The sequence below is a fragment of the Streptomyces griseorubiginosus genome, assembly GCF_036345115.1.
Taxonomy (GTDB): domain Bacteria; phylum Actinomycetota; class Actinomycetes; order Streptomycetales; family Streptomycetaceae; genus Streptomyces; species Streptomyces griseorubiginosus_C.
This window is the reverse complement of sequence record NZ_CP107766.1, coordinates 857,390-876,137: the sequence shown is the minus strand read 5'-3', so window position 1 is coordinate 876,137 and position 18,748 is coordinate 857,390. Positions and strand designations below refer to the sequence as shown.

Sequence of the window (18,748 nt, the reverse complement as noted above, 5' to 3'; positions counted from 1 at the left end):
TCTTGACGTGCGCCCGGCTGGTGCGTACACATTGACCGCGCGGTCAGACCGCGCGGTCAGGTAATTTGACCTCGTTCGATGGAGAACACACGGCCAGGGGAGACCTTCATGACGACAGGGCTGGAGCGCGGTGTGGGCTCCTCCGCGCCGCGGAGTGAGGACGTGGCCAGGCTGGCCGGCGTCTCTCGCAAGACGGTCTCCCGGGTCCTCAACCACGAGCCGTACGTCTCCGACGAGTCCCGCCGACGCGTCATGGCGGCCGCCGAAGAGCTGGGCTACCGGCTCAACCAAGCCGCCAGGGCACTGGCCTCCGGCCGTACCCGATCCATCGGTGTGGTCGCTCTGGCGACAGCGGGGTATGGAACCGCCTCCCTGCTCGTGGGCATCGAACAGGCCGTACGGGACGCCGGATACGCGCTGCGCGTCGTCAACACACCGGACGGCGACCCGCGAAGCATCGCCGGCGCGCTGGAGTCACTCCTGGAGCAGGGCGTGGACGGCATCGTCGTCTCCGTACCCGTCGTCGAGGGTGAAGTCCCGCTCGGCGTCGACGTGCCGGTCCTCTTCGTCGGCGCGCCACCCGCCTTCAGTGCCACCCGGACCCTGACCGTCGGCGTGGGTGCCCACCAGCTGGCCCGAGCCGCCACGGAACACCTGCTGGACCTGGGGCACGCGACCGTCCATCACCTGGCCGGTCCGCGCCGCTGGTACGCCACCAAGGACCGCATCGAGGGGTGGCGGGCGGCGCTGGCGGACCGTGGCGCGCATGAACCGCCCGTACTGAACGGTGACTGGTCGGCGGACTCCGGGTACGCCGCGGGCCTCGGGCTGGCCTCGGACCGTTCGGTGACCGCGGTGTTCGCCGCGGGCGACGAGATGGCCATCGGACTGATCCACGGTCTGCGGGAAAGCGGTCGGCGGGTGCCGGAGGACGTCAGTGTCGTCGGTTTCGACGGAAACCCCGTCTTCGCCTACGTCTCCCCGCCCCTGACCACCGTCCGCCAGCCCTTCGAGGCGGCGTCGAGCGAAGGGATCCGGCTTCTCCTCCACGCCATCGAGAAGCCGGACACCGAACCGCCGCCGGCGAACGACCCACCGGTCGAACTCGTCGTCCGCGGATCCACGGCACCCCCGCCCTCCCTCTGACCCGCCCCTCCCTCCGACCCGTCCCTCTCTGACCCAGCCCGCCTTCTCGTCCCACCACTCCGGCGCACACCGCACACCCATATGCGGCCGGAGCGCCGTCCCACCTTCACCGTTGCGCGTTCGTCGAGCCGCGGCCCCACCCGCGCTCGCGCGCCCTGCCCGGCTGTCCCCGGGCGCCGTACCCCACGCACCCCGCCGCGTCACTCCGAGCCGTTCCGAGCCGGCGGACACCGAAACACACCTTCCCCTGGGAGCCGCAATGTCCCCTGCGCAGACAGACGCCAGACCCGGCGCCGCTCCGCGTTCCCGCCCCGTCTCCTTCTTGTCCCTGGCCTTCGTCCTGCTCGTCTCGGTGATGACCATGGTCGTACCGGCCGGCCGGGCGGACGCCCTGGCCCGTCCCTCGCAGACGATGTACACCCCGCCGTCGGGCGCGCCCTCGCCCGGCTCGCTCTACCCACGGGCCATGCGGATGCAGCACAACGGCTCCGCCAACGGCACCCTCCTGGCGACCTTCGAGCAGTACACCACCGGCACACCGGTCCTGCCGGTCTACCGCAGCACGGACAACGGCAACTCCTGGTCGAAGATCTCGGAGGTCGCCGACACGCAGAACGGCTGGGGCATGCGCTGGGAGCCCGAGCTGTTCGAACTGCCCACGGCGGTGGGCGACTTCCCGGCCGGCACCATCCTGGCCGCCGGCGCCTCGGTCCCGTCCGACCGCTCCGCCATCAAGATCGATGTCTACGCCAGCACCGACCGCGGCCAGACCTGGACCTTCCTCAGCAACATCGCCACCGGCGGCCCGGCGTTCGACCAGAACGGCAACGGCAACACCCCTGTATGGGAGCCGTTCTTCCTCTACGCCAACGGCAAGCTGATCGTCTACTACTCCGATCAGCGCGACCCCGCCTACGGCCAGAAGGTCGTGCACCAGGTCACCACGGACCTCCGCACCTGGGGCCCGGTCGTGAACGACGTCGCGATGCCGACGTACAGCCAGCGCCCGGGCATGCCCACCGTCGCCAAGCTGCCCAACGGCAACTACGTCATGACGTACGAGTACGGCGGCTCGCCCTCCGGCAACTTCGCCGTCTACTACAAGATCTCCGCCGACCCGGAGGCCTTCAACTCCGTCACCGGCATTCCCCTGCGGTCGACGGACGGCACGGTGCCCACCAGCACCCCGTACATCACGTGGCTGCCCACCGGCGGTCCGAACGGCACACTGGTCGTCAGCGCCTACAGCACCACCGACCTGTTCCTCAACACCCAGAACGGCGCCGCGAACACCTGGACGCGTATCAGCTCCAACGTGGCCAACGGCTACAGCCGCGGCATGGTGCCCCTGTCCGACGGCCACAGCCTGCTCGTGCTCAGCGGCGGCAACGGAGGCAGCAACCTCTCGAACCCCGTCACCTACAGCACCATCGACCTGGGCGGCGGCATCTCGGACGGTGCCACCTACACCGTCTCCAACGCGGGCAGCAACCTCATGCTGGGCATCGCGGGCGGCTCCACCGCCAACGGCACCTACGCCACCCAGCAGAACGCCGACAACGCCACCGACCAGCAGTGGCGCTTCGTGCAGCAGAGCTCCGGCTACTTCAAGATCCTCAACGTCGCCAGCGGCAAGGTCCTCGGCGTGGAGAGCCAGTCCACCGCCGACGGAGCCAAGATCCTCCAGTGGGACGACAACGGCACCCTGGACCACGAGTGGGCCGTCGCCCCGAACCCGGCCGGCGGCTTCAGCCTCACCAACCGGGTCACCGGCAAGTACCTGGAGATCCCGAACGCCTCCACCGCCACCGGCACCGTCGCCGGTCAGTGGAGCGGCACGAGCTGCGCCTGCCAGCGCTGGAACGTCACCCAGACCGCTCCGCCGGCGCTGGGCACGGGGCAGTACGTCCTCGTCAACAAGAACAGCGGGAAGTACCTGGACATCCCGCAGGGCTCGACCGCCACGGGTACGGCCACCGAGCAGTGGCAGAACTCGGCCTGCTTCTGCCAGCTGTTCACCTTCCAGTCCGCCGGCGGCGGGGCCTGGACCATCAGGAACGTCAACAGCAACCTGAACCTGGACATCCGCAACGGCTCCACCACCGCCGGAGCCGCCGTCGTCCAGAACACTCCCTCGACCGCGAACTCACAGAAATGGACCCTCACCGACGCGGGCAACGGCTACTACGAACTCAAGAACGTGGGCAGCGGCCTCAACGCCGGCGTCGCCCAGTCCTCCACCGGCAACGGCGCGGCCGTCGTGCAGTGGAACGACGTGAACATCGACGACCAGTTCTGGAAGATCGTCCGCATCAACTGAACGGTTCGATGCAAGGGCCTCCTGGCAGCTCCGGATCGCGATGAACGGGGCGGCCGGGAGGCCCTTCACGGTGGCTGCAACTACTCGTGCTCAGGCATCGCGTCGAAGCCCCGCTGCTCCAGTCCCTGGGGCCCCGCCCCGTCCCGCGTCGTCCGCAACAACCAGTCGAGGCGGTCCGCCCCTCCACCCTGTCCTCCGTGGCCCGCGAGGCCCGGGTGGGCATCGCCGCCCTGCTGCGGTGGCTGCCTCAGATCGCCGCCCGGATGATCCCCACCGTGCGCGCCAGGTGTGGCTCCGCGCGGTCGGCGCGGTGGGCGACGGCCAGTTCCACGCGTGCGTCGGCCCCGGCCAGCGGCAGGTAGACGACGCCGTCGAGCGTGAGCGCGGTCACCGGCTCCGGTACGACCGCGAGGCCCAGGCCGCCGGCCACGAGTGTGACCAGCGTCGAGGTCTCGCCGACCTCGTGGCGGATGTGCGGCTCCACGCCCGCGTCGCGCAGGAGGCCCAGGACGACGTCGTACATCACGGAGCGGCGGTCGGCGGAGTGCACGATCAGGTCCTCACTCGCGAGGTCCGCGACGCGGAGCCTCTTCCTGTGTGCGAGGGGATGCTCGACCGGTACGGCGACGACCAGTCGGTCCCGGCGCAGGGTGTGCACGGTGAGGGAGAGGTCGGCCGCCGGCGGCCGGAGCAGTGCGACGTCGATCGCGCCGGTGCGCAGCGCCTCGACCTGGTCGGGTGCGAGCATCTCGCCGCGGAAGGAGAAGTCGACGCCGGGCAGTTCCACCGTGAGCCGTCGGGAGAGCGCGGGCAGCAGGCTGTACGTCGCCGAGCCCACGCACCCGATCGCGAGGTGCCCGACCGAACCGGCGGCCACGAGCCGTGCGTGATGAGCCGCTTCGTCGACATCGGCGAGGATCCCGCGCGCCCGCTCCAGGTAGGCCCGGCCGGCCTCGGTCAGATCCACGCGCCGTGTCGTGCGGTGCAGCAGCTCGACGCCGAGCTCCGCCTCCAGCTGCCGGATCTGCTGGGAGAGCGGGGGCTGGGCCATGTGGAGCCGCTCGGCCGCACGACCGAAGTGCCGCTCCTCGGCCACCGCCACGAAGTACCGGAGATGGCGGAGATCCATATGTCGTCCATATCAATCGGCTCGGATATGCGTACTTCAGAATATCGCCGCCCAAGGCTAGCGTCGTCGCCATGAGTGCCTTCCTCTACGCCGCGACCCGGACGCCGTTCGGCCGCTTCAACGGCGCCCTGGCCGGCGTCCGCCCCGACGACCTCGCCGCCGCCGCGATCACCTCGACGCTCGCCCGGGTGCCCCGCCTCGACCCCGCCGCCATCGACGACGTGGTGTGGGGCAACGCCAACGGCGCCGGCGAGGAGAACCGCAACGTCGGCCGCATGGCGGCCCTCCTCGCGGGCCTCCCGGTGAGCGTGCCCGGCACCACCGTCAACCGGCTGTGCGGATCGAGCCTCGACGCGGCGATGACGGCCAGCCGCACCATCGAGTCCGGGGACGCCGAGGTCGTGCTCACCGGCGGCGTCGAGTCGATGACGCGTGCGCCGTGGGTGCTGCCGAAGTCGGCGAAGCCCTTCCCGCCCGGCGACGTCACCGCCGTCTCCACCACCCTCGGCTGGCGGCTGGTCAACCCGAGGATGCCGAAGGAGTGGACGGTCAGCCTCGGCGAGTCCAACGAGCAGCTCCAGGAGCGCTTCGGGATCTCCCGCGAGCGCCAGGACGAGTTCGCCGCCCGCTCCCACCAACTCGCCCACGCGGCCTGGGAGTCGGGCTTCTACGACGGCCTCGTGACACCGGTCGAGGGCGTCGACCTGGCCCGCGACGAGGGCATCCGGCCCGGATCCACACCCGAGGTCCTGGCCGGGCTGAAGCCGGTCTTCCGTACGGCGGAGCAGGGCGGCACCATCACCGCCGGGAACGCCAGCCCGCTCAACGACGGTGCCTCCGCGGTGTTGTTGGGCAGCGAGAGGGCCGCTTCCGCGATCGGGGCCGACCCGATCGCCCGGATCGCCGGGCGCGGGGTGATGGCGCTGGAGCCGCAGTCCTTCGGTTACGCCCCGGTCGAGGCCGCGAACCGTGCGCTGGCCCGGGCCGGGATCGGCTGGGACCAGGTGGGTGCGGTCGAACTCAACGAAGCGTTCGCCGTGCAGTCGCTCGCCTGTGTCGACGCATGGAAGATCGACCCGGGCATCGTCAACCAGAAGGGCGGCGCCATCGCGATCGGCCACCCCCTGGGCGCCTCGGGTGGCCGCATCCTGGCCACGCTGGCCAAGGTGCTGCGCGAGACGGGGCAGCGCTACGGCGTCGCCGCGATCTGCATCGGGGTCGGGCAGGGCCTGGCCGTCGTACTGGAGAACTGCGACGTGACAGGGGCGAAGCGATGAGCCGGGCGGAGATCGTCGAGAGCGCGGATGCGGCCGTCGCCGGGATCGAGGACGGGTCGACCGTCCTGGTCGGCGGCTTCGGGCTGGCCGGGATGCCGTTCGACCTGATCGACGCGCTCATCCGGCAGGGCGCGAAGGACCTGACGATCGTGTCGAACAACGCCGGCAACGGCGACGTCGGACTGGCCGCGCTGCTCGCCGCGGGGCGGGTGCGCAAGGTGCTGTGCTCCTTCCCGCGCCAGGCCGACTCCTGGGTCTTCGACGGCCTCTACCGCGAGGGGAAGATCGAGCTGGAAGTGGTGCCGCAGGGCAACCTCGCCGAGCGGATGCGCGCGGCCGGGGCCGGTATCGGCGCCTTCTACTGCCCGACCGCGGTCGGTACACCGCTCGCGGAAGGCAAGGAGGTGCGGGAGATCGACGGCCGGAAGTACCTGCTGGAGTACCCCATCAAGGGCGACTACGCGCTGATCGGCGCGCATGTCGCGGACACCATGGGCAACCTCGTCTACCGCAAGACCGCCCGCAACTTCGGACCGGTCATGGCCACGGCCGCGACGACGACGATCGTGCAGGTCGACGAGGTCGTGGATGCCGGCAAGCTCGACCCGGAGGCCGTCGTCACCCCCTCCATCTACGTCGACCGGATCGTCCAGGTCGAGGCCCGTCACTACACCGTCCAGGGGGCACGATGACCACGACGCCGTACGCCGATCACCGTCTGTCGATGGACGAACTGGCCGCCGTCATCGCACGCGACATCCCGGCCGGTTCCTTCGTCAACCTCGGCATCGGGCAGCCCACGAAGATCGCCGACCATCTGCCGGACGGCTCCGGGGTGGTGCTGCACACCGAGAACGGCATGCTCAACATGGGTCCGAAGGCGGAGGGCGACGCGATCGACCCCGACCTGACCAACGCCGGCAAGGTCCCGGTGACCGAACTGCCGGGTGCGGCCTACTTCCACCACGCCGACTCCTTCGCCATGATGCGCGGCGGCCACCTCGACGTCTGCGTCCTCGGGGCCTACCAGGTCGCCTTCGACGGCGACCTCGCCAACTGGACCACCGGCCGGCCCGAGGACATCCCGGCCGTCGGCGGCGCCATGGACCTCGCCATCGGCGCGAAGGACGTCTACGTGATGATGACGCTCTTCACCCGCTCCGGCGAACCCAAGCTCGTGCCGCGGTGCACCTACCCGCTCACCGGCGTCGGCTGCGTCAGCCGCGTCTACACCGACCACGGCGTCTTCGACGTCGGCCCCGAGGGGGTACGGATCCGCGAGACGTACGGCGTCGGCGCCGAGGAACTGGCCGAGCGACTCGGCATCACGGTGCCGTAGCGCCGCGAGCATGAAAGCGTGGGGGCATGGCGGTGTTCGGGGCGGTCCAGGTCAACCTGTGGTGCGAGGACGTGGAGCGCTGCGCGGCGTTCTTCCGAAGCCTCGGGATGCCGGAGAAGTTCCGCTTCCCGGCCAGCGGTGAGCCCCATCAGGTCGAGGTGGAGGCGGCCGGTGTCCGGATCGGGTTGAGCTCGGCACGGGTGGGCAGCGAGCTGTTCGGCATCGCCACGACGCCAGGGGAAAACACCGAGGTCGTGTTGTGGTGCGACGACGTCGACGGCGCGCATCAGAGGGCGCTCGATGCGGGAGGCGAGTTGGTGAAGAGTCCGACCGACTCACCGGACGGACGGCTCCGTTTCTCCTGGCTGCGTGATCCTGAGGGGCACCGTGTGAAGCTCGTACAGGAACGCGGCTGAGGAACCCGACTCCACGGTCGAAGTCAGTCGGCAGTGAGTTCCGCGAGTTGTTCCGCGGCGGTGGTGTTGCCCCGCGCGGCCAGGCGTCGCAGCTCGTCCAAGTTGTCCTGCTCGGTGGCCAGTTGGATCAGCTCGTCGGTGGCGTCGGTGTTGCCGCCGTCGGAGAGCCGCCGGAGTTCTTCCAGATCGCCTTGCTCCGACGCGAGTTGGACGAGCTCGTCGGCCGCGTCGGAGCTGCCCGCTTCCGCGAGGCGGCGCAGTTCGTTCAGGTCGCCGAGTTCTGCGGCGAGTTGGACGAGTTCGTCGGTGGCGTCCGTGTCGCCGTTCTCGGCGCGCTTCCGCAGCTCGGACAGGTCGGTTTCAGACATCGTCGGCAACCTCTTCCTGGTGTCGGTGGTCACGGGTCGGTCGGCCCGGCACCCGATGCGGCTGTTCGCGGGAGTCGGCGCCGGCTCCGGGCAGCCTTCCCGAGGCACGCAGTTCGTCGCGGTGCGCCTGCCACTCGTCCACCAGCCTGGGCAGCCGCTCCGCCAGGAACTCGGCCAGCGCGATCATCTCTTCGAGCGGGGCCCGGCGTTCCGGGGGAGCGTCGGTGAGGAGAGCCAAACCCTCACGGAACAGCGCCGCGTGTTCCTCGTGGAGGGCCGCGTCGAAGTTCTGCGGTTGACGACTGTCCGGGTTCAGACTCACCCGGTCCATGCGCTCGCCGGCCGCGCGGGTTCGCCGGGCCAACCCGTAACTCTCCAGCAGCTTGACCGCACCGGTGATGGCGCTGCGGCTCGCCAGCAGGGCGTCGGCGAGTTCATCGATCGTCTGCTGCGGCGGATCGCAGACGAGGAGATGCCCGAGCAGGCGTCCGGCCATGGGCGGGAACCCGTACTGCCGGGCGTAGAAGCGGCCTACATGGTCGGCGAAGAGCAGTTGCGCGTCATTCTGCACATCCCGACAGTAGCAGATCTGACTGAGATGACACTTATTTGTGTCATCTCAGTCGGTGGAGCCGACCCTCCTGATCAACAGAGCCCGGACACCCTCATCACCGCTCGCGCGGTCTCGTCGTCGATGTGGTGGCGGAGCCGCTCCAGGACCTCCGTCCCCTGCCGCAGCGTGCCGCGCACCACGGAGCGTCGTACGCCGGTGTCGAGTTCGTGCCAGATCAGCGGGTTGGCCGTGAGGACGCGGGGGTCCAGTTCCACGCGGTGCCCATGGATGTCGCGCAGGACCAGATGAGCCGAGACGCCGTTGCGGCGCCATACGGTTGTCAGCGCGTCCGTGTGCACCACACGCCTGCCCCAGGGACCGCGAACCGCCAGTCGGCCGGCACCCGCCGTCACCCGAGGCGGCAGCAGAACGGCGAAGAGCGCGGCCGCCAGGCCCAGCCACAACACAGCCCGCAGCGGCGACAGACTGCCCGCGTCCCAGTCGACCAGCAGGGCCATCGCGCCGAACAGCGCGGCGCAACTCGCCGCGAGCCGGGCGCTGCCACGCCAGTGGCGGTCACCGACCCGCGCCCACTGGTCGCCGGAACGTCGCATGGCGCTGACGCTAGGCGGCCGTTCATAGCCTGGCACCTCCCATTGACGGGGTCCTGACGCCGTACGCACCGATCCTGACGGGGTCCTGACGCGGACGCCGGATCCAGAGGAGTTCCGACAGAAGCAGCGGGGGCGCGGTCGTCGTGCACGCCGTGCGGCGGAAGACGGACGCGGGATCTGTCGCCTGCGGTTCCGCCTGTCATGAGAGCTGTCGCGGCGCCGTGGCCAGGGCGGCGCGGGCGGGGCCGTCAGGGGCCCGTCAAAGGTGTGGGGGCCGCCGTAAGGGACTCGTCAACGGCCGGCCGGTTCCGGCCGGGGGCGGGGTTTCCTCTGTGTGTCCGTATCTCTTCCGAACCTCTTCTAGGAGTTCGCGATGGCCGATCTGGCCTTCGTCGTCACCACGGCCGCGGTCTTCGCGCTGGTGGCCCTCGTCGCCAAGGGGGTGACGAAGCTGTGACCGCCGAGAACATCGTCGGCCTCGTCGTGGCCGTCGCCCTGCTGGGCTATCTCGTCCTCGCCCTGATCTTCCCGGAGAGGTTCTGAGCCACCCCATGGGTCCCGTACTCGCAGGCTTTCTCCAACTGCTCGCTCTCATAGGCGCGTTGGCCCTCGCCTACATCCCCCTCGGCACCTACATGGCCAGGGTGTACTCCACGGACAAGCACTGGCGGGTCGAGCGGTGGATCTACCGCGGCATCGGCGCCGACCCCGACACCGAGATGCGCTGGCCCGCCTACCTGCGCGGAGTCCTCGCCTTCTCGGCGGCCGGTGTGCTGTTCCTCTACCTGCTCCAGCGGCTCCAGGGCGTCCTGCCCGGCTCGCTGGGCTTCAAGGCCATCGACCCGGACCAGGCCTTCAACACCGCCGTGTCCTTCGTGACCAACACCAACTGGCAGTCGTACTACGGCGAACAGGCCATGGGCCATGTCGTGCAGACCGCCGGACTCGCCGTGCAGAACTTCGTCTCGGCTGCCGTCGGCATCGCCGTGGCCGTGGCGCTGGTGCGCGGGTTCGCCCGGTCCCGCACCGGTGAACTGGGCAACTTCTGGTCGGACATGGTGCGCGGGGTGACCCGCATCCTGCTGCCGGGCGCCTTCCTCGCGGCCGTCGTGCTGGTCGCGTGCGGTGCCATCCAGAACTTCTCCGGGATCCACGAGGTCGGCCAGTTCATGGGCGGCTCGCAGCAGTGGAACGGCGGTGCGGTCGCCTCGCAGGAGGCCATCAAGGAGCTGGGCACCAACGGCGGTGGCTACTTCAACGCCAACTCGGCCCACCCCTTCGAGAATCCGACGCCCTTCACCAACCTCTTCGAGATCTTCCTGCTGCTGGTGATCCCGTTCGCGCTGACCCGCACCTTCGGGCTGATGGTCGGCAGCGTGAAGCAGGGGTACGCGATCCTCGCGACCATGGCGAGCATCTGGGTCGGGTTCACCGCCCTGATGATGTGGACCGAATTCGCCCACCACGGACCGGCGTTGCAGCTCGCGGGCGGGGCCATGGAGGGCAAGGAGGTGCGCTTCGGGGTCGGCTCCTCGTCGATCTTCGCGGTGTCGACCACGCTCACGTCGACCGGCGCGGTGGACTCCTTCCACTCCTCCTTCACCGGTCTCGGCGGCGGCATCACCATGCTCGGCATGATGCTGGGCGAGATCGCACCCGGCGGCACAGGCTCCGGCCTCTACGGCATGCTGATCATGGCGGTCATCGCGGTGTTCATCGCCGGGCTGATGGTCGGCCGTACGCCCGAGTACCTGGGCAAGAAGATCGGCACCCGCGAGATCAAGCTCGCCGCCTGCTACATCCTGATCACCCCGGCGCTGGTGCTCGTCCTCACCGCCGTCGCGATGGCCCTGCCGACCCCGGCCCACTCGATGACCAACAGCGGGGCGCACGGCTTCTCCGAGATCCTCTACGCCTACACGTCCGCCGCCAACAACAACGGCTCGGCCTTCGCGGGGCTGAACGCGGACACCCAGTGGTTCAACACCACGCTGGGGCTGGCCATGGTCCTGGGCCGCTTCCTGCCCATGGTGTTCGTGCTGGCGCTGGCCGGCTCGCTCGCCGAGCAGAAGCCGGTACCGGAGACCGCGGGCACCCTGCGCACCGAAAAGCCGCTGTTCACCGGGTTGTTGGTGGGCGCGATCCTCATCATCACCGGTCTGACCTACTTCCCGGCACTCGCGCTGGGCCCGCTGGCCGAGGGGCTGGCGTCATGACCACCCGTACCGAAAGCGACGAGATGTCCACAGCCACTCCCACCCGGGCGCCGCACAGCGACGTACCGACCGGGCACCAGTCCGCCGAGGGCCGTGTCGGCGCGGGCCTCTTCGACCCCAGGCAGCTGCTGAAGTCGCTGCCGGACGCCTTCCGCAAGCTCGACCCGCGGGTGATGGTCAAGTCGCCCGTGATGTTCGTGGTGTGGATCGGCTCGCTGCTGACCACGGTCTTCTCCTTCAAGGACCCCGGCGACTGGTTCGGCTGGACCATCAGCGCCTGGCTGTGGCTGACGGTCGTCTTCGCCAACCTCGCGGAGGCGGTCGCCGAGGGGCGCGGCAAGGCGCAGGCCGACACGCTGCGCAAGGCCAAGACCGACACGGTGGCACGGCTGGTGGACGGCACCGAGGTCCCCGGCACCGCGCTGAAGATCGGCGACCTGGTCGTCTGCGAGGCCGGTGACGTCATACCCGGTGACGGCGACGTCGTCGAGGGTGTCGCCTCCGTCGACGAGTCGGCGATCACCGGAGAGTCGGCGCCCGTCATCCGGGAGTCCGGCGGCGACCGGAGCGCGGTCACCGGAGGGACGAAGGTCCTCTCCGACCGGATCGTCATCAAGATCACGACGAGGCCGGGTGAGACCTTCATCGACCGGATGATCAACCTCGTCGAGGGCGCGGCCCGGCAGAAGACACCGAACGAGATCGCGCTGAACATCCTGCTCGCCTCGCTGACGATCGTCTTCCTGCTCGCGGTGGCGACCCTGCCGCCCTTCGCGGACTACGCGGGCACCCACCTGACGATGGTCGTGCTGGTCGCCCTCCTGGTGTGCCTGATTCCGACGACCATCGGGGCGCTGTTGTCGGCCATCGGGATCGCGGGCATGGACCGGCTGGTCCAGCGCAACGTCCTGGCCATGTCCGGCAGGGCGGTCGAAGCGGCCGGCGACGTGTCGACGCTGCTGCTCGACAAGACCGGCACCATCACGCTGGGCAACCGCCAGGCCGCCGAGTTCGTGCCGGTGGCCGGGACGACCGAGGCGGAGGTGGCCGACGCCGCCCAGCTCTCCTCGCTGGCCGACGAGACCCCCGAGGGCCGCTCCGTCGTCGTACTGGCGAAGGAGCGGTACGGTCTGCGCGAGCGTGAGCTCGTCGGCGCCGAGTGGATCGCCTTCACCGCCCAGACGCGGATGTCCGGCGTGGACGTCGAGGGGCGCAGGATCCGCAAGGGCGCGGCCGGTTCGGTCATCAGGTGGGTGGAAGAGCGGGACGGTGAAGTCGCGCCGGACGCACGGGAGTTGACCGACCGGATCTCTCAGGCCGGTGGCACGCCGTTGCTCGTCGCGGTCGAGGACACCGCAGGCGCCCGCGTCCTGGGAGTCATCCACCTGAAGGACGTCGTCAAGGAGGGCATGCGGGAGCGGTTCGAGGAGCTGCGCCGTATGGGCATCAAGACCGTCATGATCACGGGTGACAACCCGCTGACCGCAAAGGCGATCGCCGAGGAGGCCGGTGTCGACGACTTCCTCGCGGAGGCCACGCCCGAGGACAAGATGGCCCTCATCAAGCGGGAGCAGGCGGGCGGCAAGCTCGTCGCGATGACCGGCGACGGCACCAACGACGCGCCCGCGCTGGCCCAGGCGGACGTCGGCGTGGCGATGAACACCGGGACGTCGGCCGCCAAGGAGGCCGGCAACATGGTCGACCTCGACTCGAACCCGACCAAGCTCATCGAGATCGTCGAGATCGGGAAGCAACTGCTCATCACCCGGGGCGCGTTGACGACGTTCTCCATCGCCAACGACGTCGCGAAGTACTTCGCGATCATCCCGGCGCTGTTCGCCGCGGTCTACCCGGGCCTGGACAAGCTCAACATCATGGGCCTGTCCTCGCCGGACTCCGCGATCCTGTCCGCGGTCGTCTTCAACGCGCTCATCATCATCGCGCTCGTGCCGCTCTCGCTGAGGGGCGTGCGGTACCGGCCGGTCAGCGCCGACAGGATGCTGCGCCGGAACCTCACGATCTACGGCATCGGCGGCCTGATCGCCCCCTTCGTCGGCATCAAGCTCATCGACCTGCTCATCTCCCTCATCCCCGGGCTGTAACTCTTCGAAGGCGTGCTAGAAGCCATGAACAACTCCGTATCGAACACAGGCCGGTTGCTGTGGGCGGGGCTGCGGGCCCTGCTGGTGCTGACCCTGGTCACCGGGGTCATCTACCCGCTGGCCGTCACCGGCATCGCCCAGGCCCTCTTCCACGACAAGGCGAACGGCTCGGAGATCAAGGCGGACGGGAAGGTCGTCGGGTCCTCGCTCATCGGCCAACAGGGATACAGCCTCGACTACTTCCAGCCCCGGCCCGCCAACGGGCTCGGCCAGAACTCCGTCAACACCCAGTACAAACTGATCCTTTCCGGCGCCACCAACCGCTCCGCCGACAACCCCGAACTCGTCACCTGGGTCAAGGAGGCCAAGGCCAAGGTCGTCAAGGACAACTCCACCGCCGACTACACGGTGAGGCCCTCCCAGGTCCCCGCCGACGCGGTCACCTCCTCCGGCTCCGGGCTCGACCCGGACATCTCCCCGGCGTACGCGGACCTCCAGGTCCACCGGGTCGCCGAGAAGAACGGCCTGACCGTCGCCGAGGTGCAGAAGCTGGTCGACGAGCACACCACGGGCCGCACCCTCGGCTTCATCGGCGAGCCCCGGGTGAACGTCCTCGAACTCAACATCGCGCTCAAGGCACTCGCAGCCAAGAGCTGACCCGAGCGGGAGTCGGCGTCCGGTGACACCGCCGGTGCCGTCGGCTCCCGCCGCGTACGACAGGAAGGCGCACGCCGATGACACGGGTGCTGGTGGTGGAGGACGACCCGCAGCTCGTACGGGCCCTCATCATCAATCTCCAGGCACGCCGGTACGGGGTCGACGCGGCCCCCGACGGAGCCACCGCGCTGCGGCTCGCGGCCGCCCGGCAACCCGATGTCGTGATGCTCGACCTGGGCCTGCCCGACATGGACGGCGTCGAGGTCATCAAGGGGCTGCGCGGCTGGACCCGGGTGCCGATCCTGGTGCTGTCCGCCCGCCAGGGCTCCGACGAGAAGGTCGCCGCGCTGGACGCCGGCGCCGACGACTACGTCACGAAGCCGTTCAGCATGGACGAACTCCTCGCCCGGCTGCGGGCCGCCGTACGGCGCACCGAGGAGACGCCGCTCACCACCGGGACGACGCTCGTCGAGACGGCGGACTTCACCATCGACCTGCTGGCCAAGAGGGCCGTCCGGAACGGCCGCGACGTACGCCTCACCCCGACCGAATGGCACCTGCTGGAGATCCTGGTCACCAGCCCCGGACGGCTGATCACACAGACGTACCTGCTCCAGGAGGTGTGGGGCGTCTCCCAGAGCAACAAGACCAACTACCTGCGGGTGTACATGGCCCAACTACGGCGCAAGTTGGAGGCGGACCCCGCCCACCCCCGCTACCTCGTCACCGAACCCGGCATGGGCTACCGCTTCGAAGGATGACCACCAGCATCGTGTAGAGCCCGATGGCCTTACCGCGAGCGGACCGCGGGTTCTCGGGCGACAGGCGGGCGGCGATCTCGTCGAGGATGTTCCGCGCGCCGTCGGTGTAGGCCTGCTTGGTCTGGTCCTCGCAGCGGCCGATCTCGTCGAGTAGGGCGGCGGAGGGGCAGCCGGTGCCCAGTTGGTCCCGGTGTGCGGGTGAGAGGTACTCGCGGACCAGGTCCTCGATTCCCTGGCGGCCGGGACGCAGGGTGTCGTAGCTCGCGACCTGCGTGCTCAGCTGGTCGGCGACGACGTGGGCGACCAGGTCGTCCTTGGAGGCGAAGTGCGCATAGAAGGCCCCGTTGGTGAGGCCGGCGTCCGCCATCAGTGTGGAGATCCCCGAACCGTCGATGCCGTCCTGCTTGAATCGCCGGCCGGCCGTTTCGATGATCCGTCGCCGGGTCACCTGCTTGTGCTCCTTGGTGTAGCGCACCACGAGCTTCCTCCGTTCGTTCCGCGAGGTCATTGGCCATGCCAAGTCCAAGGGATGAGCGTACGTGCGTAGTGTCATGACCGGAGGCGCGCGCCGGGTCCCGGTCGGGCGGTGACGTCCCCGGGGGTGAGAGCGCCGTGGTGCGCGGAGCACTCGACGACGACGCGGAGCGGAGCCTCGCAGTCGGTGTGGCGCACGTCCAGTACGGGGCCCTCGGGGCCGAGGGCGTACGTCTCGCCCCACTGGGTCAGTGCCATCAGGACCGGCCACAGGTCCCAGCCCTTGCGGGTCAGCCGGTACTCGTTGCGGGAGCGGCTGCCCGCTTCCCGGTAGGGGACGGCCTTCAGGATGCCGGACGCGACCAGCTTGCGGAGGCGGTCGCTGAGGACGGCTTCCGAGAGGCCGATGTGGCGGTGGAAGTCGTCGAAGCGGCGGACCCCGTTGACGGCGTCACGCAGGATCAGCAGCGTCCATTTCTCTCCGACCACGTCGAGCGTGCGCTGGACGGGGCAGTTCTCCGTGCTCGCCTCAAGCCACTCCATTCCGCCATGGTAGAGGGCTGGCTTCGTCATTGACAGTCAGGTGAGGGCACGGCTAGCTTCATTTGCAAAAGTCAGAGGGAAGGCACTCGGTCGTGGGACGAACACGTACGTATCAATGGGACGACCCCGCGGTCCTGGCGGAAGCCGCCGGGCGCATGGCCGGCCTCGACTTTCTGCGCGAGTTGCAGGCGGGGCGGCTGTCGGCGCCGCCCATCAACTCCTCCATCGACTTCACGCTGGACGAGGTGGAGCCCGGCAGGGCGGTGTTCTCGCTGACGCCGGGGGAGGAGCACTACAACCCGATCGGCAGCGTGCACGGCGGCATCTTCGCCACCCTGCTCGATTCGGCCGCGGGCTGCGCCGTGCAGTCCACCCTGCCGCAGGGCATGGCGTACACCTCGCTGGACCTGACGGTGAAGTTCCTCCGGCGCATCACCGTGGACACGGGCACGGTCCGGGCGATCGGCACCCTCGTCAGCAAGGGGCGTCAAACCGCCCTCGCCCAGGCGCAGTTGGTCGACAGCACGGACCGGCTTCTCGCCCACGCCACCAGCAGCTGCATGCTCTTCCCGGTGCCGTCGCCGCAAGCGTGACAACCGACGAAGCGTGACAACCGACCAAGCGTGACCCCCGACGGCGACCGGTGGACCGGACGTTACCGATGTGACCTGCGCAGGGTGACCTCTGTACGGGAACGTCGGGCACCCGCGATCGCGCGAGCGGGCTCATGGCCCGCCACCTGGACGATGCCCGCCGGCGATGTCGGCGCGGGTGGTACGGCCCTTCACGATGTGTGACCGCTCCGGCGGAGCACCGGGCGCAGGGTCTCGATGACGCCGGGGTCGTCCACGGTGGAGGGGATGGGTTCGTCGTGGCCGTCGGCGATGCCGCGCATCGTCTTGCGCAGGATCTTTCCCGAGCGGGTCTTGGGGAGGGCGGCCACGACCGTGACGTCCTTGAGGGAGGCGACGGCGCCGATGCGCTCGCGGACGAGCTGGACGAGTTCCGCCTCGACCTCGGCCGCTTCGCGGCTCGTCCCGGCCTTCAGGACGACGAAGCCGCGCGGGATCTGGCCCTTGAGTTCGTCGGCCACGCCGATGACGGCACATTCGGCGACGTCGGGATGGGTGGCCAGGGCCTCCTCCATGCTGCCCGTGGACAGCCGGTGCCCGGCGACGTTGATGACGTCGTCGGTGCGGCCCATGACGAAGACGTAGCCGTCGTCGTCGATGTGGCCGCTGTCGCCGGTGAGGTAGTACCCGTCGTAGGCGGAGAGGTAGGAGGCGACGTAGCGGTCGTCGTCGTTCCAGAGGGTGGGCAGCGCGCCGGGCGGCAGGGGGAGCTTCACGACGATCGCGCCGTCGACGCCCGCGGGCACGGGCTCGCCCGAGGGGTCGAGGACACGGACGTCCCAGCCCGGGAGCGGGCGGGTGGGGGAGCCGGGTTTGACGGGAGCGGCCTCGATGCCGACCGGGTTGGCGACGATGGGCCAGCCGGTCTCGGTCTGCCACCAGTGGTCGATCACCGGGATGTCCAGGAGAGCACTCGCCCAGTGGTAGGTCTCGGGGTCGAGGCGTTCGCCGGCGAGGAAGAGGTGGCGCAGGCCGGTCAGGTCGTGGTCGGCGGTGAGCGTTCCCTTCGGGTCCTCCTTGCGGATGGCACGGAAGGCGGTGGGGGCGGTGAACATGGTCTTGACCCGGTGTTCGGCGGCCACGCGCCAGAACTGGCCTGCGTCCGGTGTGCCGACCGGCTTGCCCTCGTACAGGACGGTCGTGGCGCCGGCCAGCAGGGGCCCGTAGACGATGTACGAGTGCCCGACGACCCAGCCGACGTCGGAGCCGGTGAACATGGTCTCGCCGGGGCCCACGTCGTAGACCGCGCCCATCGACCAGTGCAGGGCGACCGCGTAGCCGCCGCAGTCGCGGACGACTCCCTTGGGTTTTCCGGTCGTTCCGGACGTGTAGAGGATGTAGAGGGGATCGGTGGCGGGGACGGGAACGCAGTCGGCCGGGGTCGCGGTGGCGACCAGTTCGGCCCAGTCGAGATCGTCGGGCCCCAACTCGGCCCGCTCCTGCGGGCGTTGCAGGATGACACTCTTCAGCGGCTTGTGTGCCGCGAGTTCGATCGCCCGGTCGAGCAGGGGTTTGTACGCGATCACGCGCTTGCCCTCGATGCCGCACGAGGCGGAGACCACGACCTTGGGGGCCGCGTCGTCGATGCGCAGGGCGAGTTCGCGTGCGGCGAACCCGCCGAAGACGACGGAGTGCACCGCGCCGATCCGTGCGCAGGCCAGCATCGCGACGGCGGCCTCGGGGACCATCGGCATGTAGATGACCACCCGGTCGCCATGTCCCACGCCGAGCCCCGCCAGTGCTCCGGCGAAGGCCGCCACCTCGTCCCTCAACTGCGCGTAGGTGTAGGTGCGTCGGGTGCCGGTCACCGGTGAGTCGTGGACGAGCGCGGGCTGTTCACCCCGGCCGGCCTCGACGTGCCGGTCGAGCGCGTTGAAGCAGACGTTGAGCCGTCCGTCGGGAAACCAGCGGTAGAAGGGCGCGCCCGAGGAGTCCAGGGCGCGGTGCGGAGCGACATCCCAGTCGATGCCTTCCGCCGCCTGCAGCCAGAAGCGCTCCGGGTCCTCGGTACTGGCGCGGAAGACATCCTCGTACGTTCCCATCGCGCACTCCTTCGTGGCCTCGGGACGGTGGTGGTGGGGTTGCCGGCGTAACGGTGTCGTACACAAGTACCGCACGGCCGGTCGGCCCGGTCGAGCGGGGATGCCGGTGACCCGTGGATCGGGCACCGGCATCGCGGTGGAGCGGCGGCCCGATGGGCG

The 18,748-nt window shown here is 69.7% G+C and carries 19 protein-coding genes; 12 read left to right on the top strand and 7 right to left on the bottom strand.

Features of this window, described 5'->3' with window-relative positions; translation table 11 throughout:
- Positions 1-108 precede the first annotated feature (108 nt).
- Both OHN19_RS04100 and OHN19_RS04095 read left to right on the top strand, forming a co-directional pair.
- Complete coding sequence (locus OHN19_RS04100; protein ID WP_330262795.1) at positions 109-1,146, top strand: LacI family DNA-binding transcriptional regulator; 1,038 nt, start codon at positions 109-111, stop codon at positions 1,144-1,146.
- Between the two features lie 259 nt (positions 1,147-1,405).
- Positions 1,406-3,466: an RICIN domain-containing protein gene (locus OHN19_RS04095; protein ID WP_330262794.1), complete on the top strand. Its 2,061-nt coding sequence runs from the start codon at positions 1,406-1,408 to the stop codon at positions 3,464-3,466.
- Positions 3,467-3,713: 247 nt separating this feature from the next.
- Here the strand turns inward: OHN19_RS04095 and OHN19_RS04090 are convergent, their stop codons facing one another.
- The gene (locus OHN19_RS04090) at positions 3,714-4,595 is read right to left on the bottom strand and encodes a LysR substrate-binding domain-containing protein (RefSeq protein ID WP_330262793.1); all 882 of its coding nucleotides are present in this window, start codon (positions 4,593-4,595) and stop codon (positions 3,714-3,716) included.
- A gap of 71 nt (positions 4,596-4,666) precedes the next feature.
- On the opposite strand from OHN19_RS04090, the gene OHN19_RS04085 reads away from it, so the two are divergent.
- From OHN19_RS04085 to OHN19_RS04070, 4 genes are read left to right on the top strand one after another with little or no spacing between them, the layout of a single operon-like run.
- Complete coding sequence (locus tag OHN19_RS04085; protein ID WP_330262792.1) at positions 4,667-5,872, top strand: thiolase family protein; 1,206 nt, start codon at positions 4,667-4,669, stop codon at positions 5,870-5,872.
- A complete protein-coding gene (locus OHN19_RS04080) occupies positions 5,869-6,564 on the top strand; it encodes a 3-oxoacid CoA-transferase subunit A (protein WP_330262791.1) in 696 nt (231 codons plus the stop codon). Before OHN19_RS04085 ends, OHN19_RS04080 begins: the two co-directional genes overlap by 4 nt.
- Complete coding sequence (locus tag OHN19_RS04075) at positions 6,561-7,211, top strand: 3-oxoacid CoA-transferase subunit B (protein WP_330262790.1); 651 nt, start codon at positions 6,561-6,563, stop codon at positions 7,209-7,211. Before OHN19_RS04080 ends, OHN19_RS04075 begins: the two co-directional genes overlap by 4 nt.
- Positions 7,212-7,237: 26 nt before the next feature.
- Positions 7,238-7,627 (top strand): VOC family protein, encoded by a 390-nt coding sequence (locus OHN19_RS04070; protein ID WP_330262789.1) that lies wholly within the window; start codon positions 7,238-7,240, stop codon positions 7,625-7,627.
- Between the two features lie 23 nt (positions 7,628-7,650).
- On the opposite strand, the gene OHN19_RS04065 is transcribed toward OHN19_RS04070, so the two are convergent.
- The 3 genes from OHN19_RS04065 to OHN19_RS04055 all read right to left on the bottom strand — a co-directional run bounded on the left by OHN19_RS04065 (position 7,651) and on the right by OHN19_RS04055 (position 9,162).
- Positions 7,651-7,995, bottom strand: coding sequence for a hypothetical protein (locus tag OHN19_RS04065; RefSeq protein WP_330262788.1), 345 nt, complete (start codon positions 7,993-7,995; stop codon positions 7,651-7,653).
- The gene (locus tag OHN19_RS04060) at positions 7,988-8,566 is read right to left on the bottom strand and encodes a GbsR/MarR family transcriptional regulator (RefSeq protein ID WP_330262787.1); all 579 of its coding nucleotides are present in this window, start codon (positions 8,564-8,566) and stop codon (positions 7,988-7,990) included. Before OHN19_RS04060 ends, OHN19_RS04065 begins: the two co-directional genes overlap by 8 nt.
- Positions 8,567-8,640: 74 nt before the next feature.
- The gene (locus OHN19_RS04055) at positions 8,641-9,162 is read right to left on the bottom strand and encodes a hypothetical protein (RefSeq protein WP_330262786.1); all 522 of its coding nucleotides are present in this window, start codon (positions 9,160-9,162) and stop codon (positions 8,641-8,643) included.
- A gap of 453 nt (positions 9,163-9,615) precedes the next feature.
- Here OHN19_RS04055 and kdpF point away from each other — a divergent pair, with 453 nt between their 5' ends.
- The 5 genes from kdpF (at position 9,616) to OHN19_RS04030 (ending at position 14,898) form a co-directional block, all read left to right on the top strand.
- Positions 9,616-9,705, top strand: a complete 90-nt coding sequence (kdpF, locus tag OHN19_RS04050; RefSeq protein WP_016434100.1) for a K(+)-transporting ATPase subunit F — start codon at positions 9,616-9,618, stop codon at positions 9,703-9,705.
- An 8-nt stretch (positions 9,706-9,713) separates the two neighbouring features.
- On the top strand, positions 9,714-11,378 hold the full coding sequence (gene kdpA / locus OHN19_RS04045; RefSeq protein ID WP_330262785.1) for a potassium-transporting ATPase subunit KdpA: 1,665 nt from the start codon (positions 9,714-9,716) through the stop codon (positions 11,376-11,378).
- Positions 11,375-13,480, top strand: a complete 2,106-nt coding sequence (kdpB, locus tag OHN19_RS04040) for a potassium-transporting ATPase subunit KdpB (protein WP_330262784.1) — start codon at positions 11,375-11,377, stop codon at positions 13,478-13,480. The genes kdpA and kdpB overlap by 4 nt, the downstream gene beginning before the upstream one ends.
- Before the next feature lie 24 nt (positions 13,481-13,504).
- Positions 13,505-14,137, top strand: a complete 633-nt coding sequence (locus OHN19_RS04035) for a potassium-transporting ATPase subunit C (RefSeq protein WP_330262783.1) — start codon at positions 13,505-13,507, stop codon at positions 14,135-14,137.
- A gap of 77 nt (positions 14,138-14,214) precedes the next feature.
- Positions 14,215-14,898, top strand: coding sequence for a response regulator transcription factor (locus tag OHN19_RS04030; RefSeq protein WP_330262782.1), 684 nt, complete (start codon positions 14,215-14,217; stop codon positions 14,896-14,898).
- Here OHN19_RS04030 and OHN19_RS04025 read toward each other — a convergent pair.
- Both OHN19_RS04025 and OHN19_RS04020 read right to left on the bottom strand, forming a co-directional pair.
- On the bottom strand, positions 14,861-15,376 hold the full coding sequence (locus OHN19_RS04025; RefSeq protein WP_330262781.1) for a TetR/AcrR family transcriptional regulator: 516 nt from the start codon (positions 15,374-15,376) through the stop codon (positions 14,861-14,863). The genes OHN19_RS04030 and OHN19_RS04025 overlap by 38 nt on opposite strands.
- 71 nt (positions 15,377-15,447) lie before the next feature.
- Positions 15,448-15,915, bottom strand: a complete 468-nt coding sequence (locus tag OHN19_RS04020) for a helix-turn-helix domain-containing protein (protein ID WP_330262780.1) — start codon at positions 15,913-15,915, stop codon at positions 15,448-15,450.
- Positions 15,916-16,007: 92 nt separating this feature from the next.
- Here OHN19_RS04020 and OHN19_RS04015 point away from each other — a divergent pair, with 92 nt between their 5' ends.
- The gene (locus OHN19_RS04015; protein WP_330262779.1) at positions 16,008-16,508 is read left to right on the top strand and encodes a PaaI family thioesterase; all 501 of its coding nucleotides are present in this window, start codon (positions 16,008-16,010) and stop codon (positions 16,506-16,508) included.
- 191 nt (positions 16,509-16,699) lie between these two features.
- Here OHN19_RS04015 and OHN19_RS04010 read toward each other — a convergent pair whose 3' ends face one another.
- Positions 16,700-18,589 carry a propionyl-CoA synthetase gene (locus OHN19_RS04010; RefSeq protein ID WP_330262778.1) on the bottom strand — a complete coding sequence of 630 codons (1,890 nt, stop codon included), beginning with the start codon at positions 18,587-18,589 and terminating at the stop codon, positions 16,700-16,702.
- Positions 18,590-18,748: the final 159 nt, after the last annotated feature.